This window comes from Pelomicrobium sp. G1 (assembly GCF_051905455.1).
Taxonomy (GTDB): Bacteria; Pseudomonadota; Gammaproteobacteria; order Burkholderiales; family UBA6910; genus Pelomicrobium.
On the sequence record NZ_JBQACR010000195.1, the window covers coordinates 1 to 346 of the forward strand.

At 52.0% G+C, this 346-nt stretch carries 1 protein-coding gene; it reads right to left on the reverse strand.

Annotation, left to right across the window (positions count from 1 at the left end):
* The coding region (locus ACTFO6_RS18145) for an SDR family NAD(P)-dependent oxidoreductase (protein WP_439935792.1) at positions 1-346 on the reverse strand (346 nt) is incomplete at both ends.

Sequence of the window (346 nt, forward strand, 5' to 3'; positions counted from 1 at the left end):
GCCGCTGAGCAAGCAGTGGGATCTGTCGCTCGACTAATGGCGTTTTGACGAATCCTGGACAAATCACGTTGGCACGCACTCCATAACGAGCGCCTTCTTTCGCAATTACCCTGCAAAGGCCAAGCAGACCATGCTTCGCTACCACGTAGGGTCCCTTCAGCGGAGAGGCTTCCTTGGAGTGTACGGATCCCATCAGGATTACGGTTCCCCCTCCTTGCGCGTACATGTATTTGAGACACTCTCGGGTCGTTAAGAAAGCTCCATCAAGATGGACGGCGAGAACTCGTTTCCAATTCTCAAACGAGACTTCACCTATCTCTTGGAGATGTTGAATACCTGCATTGCT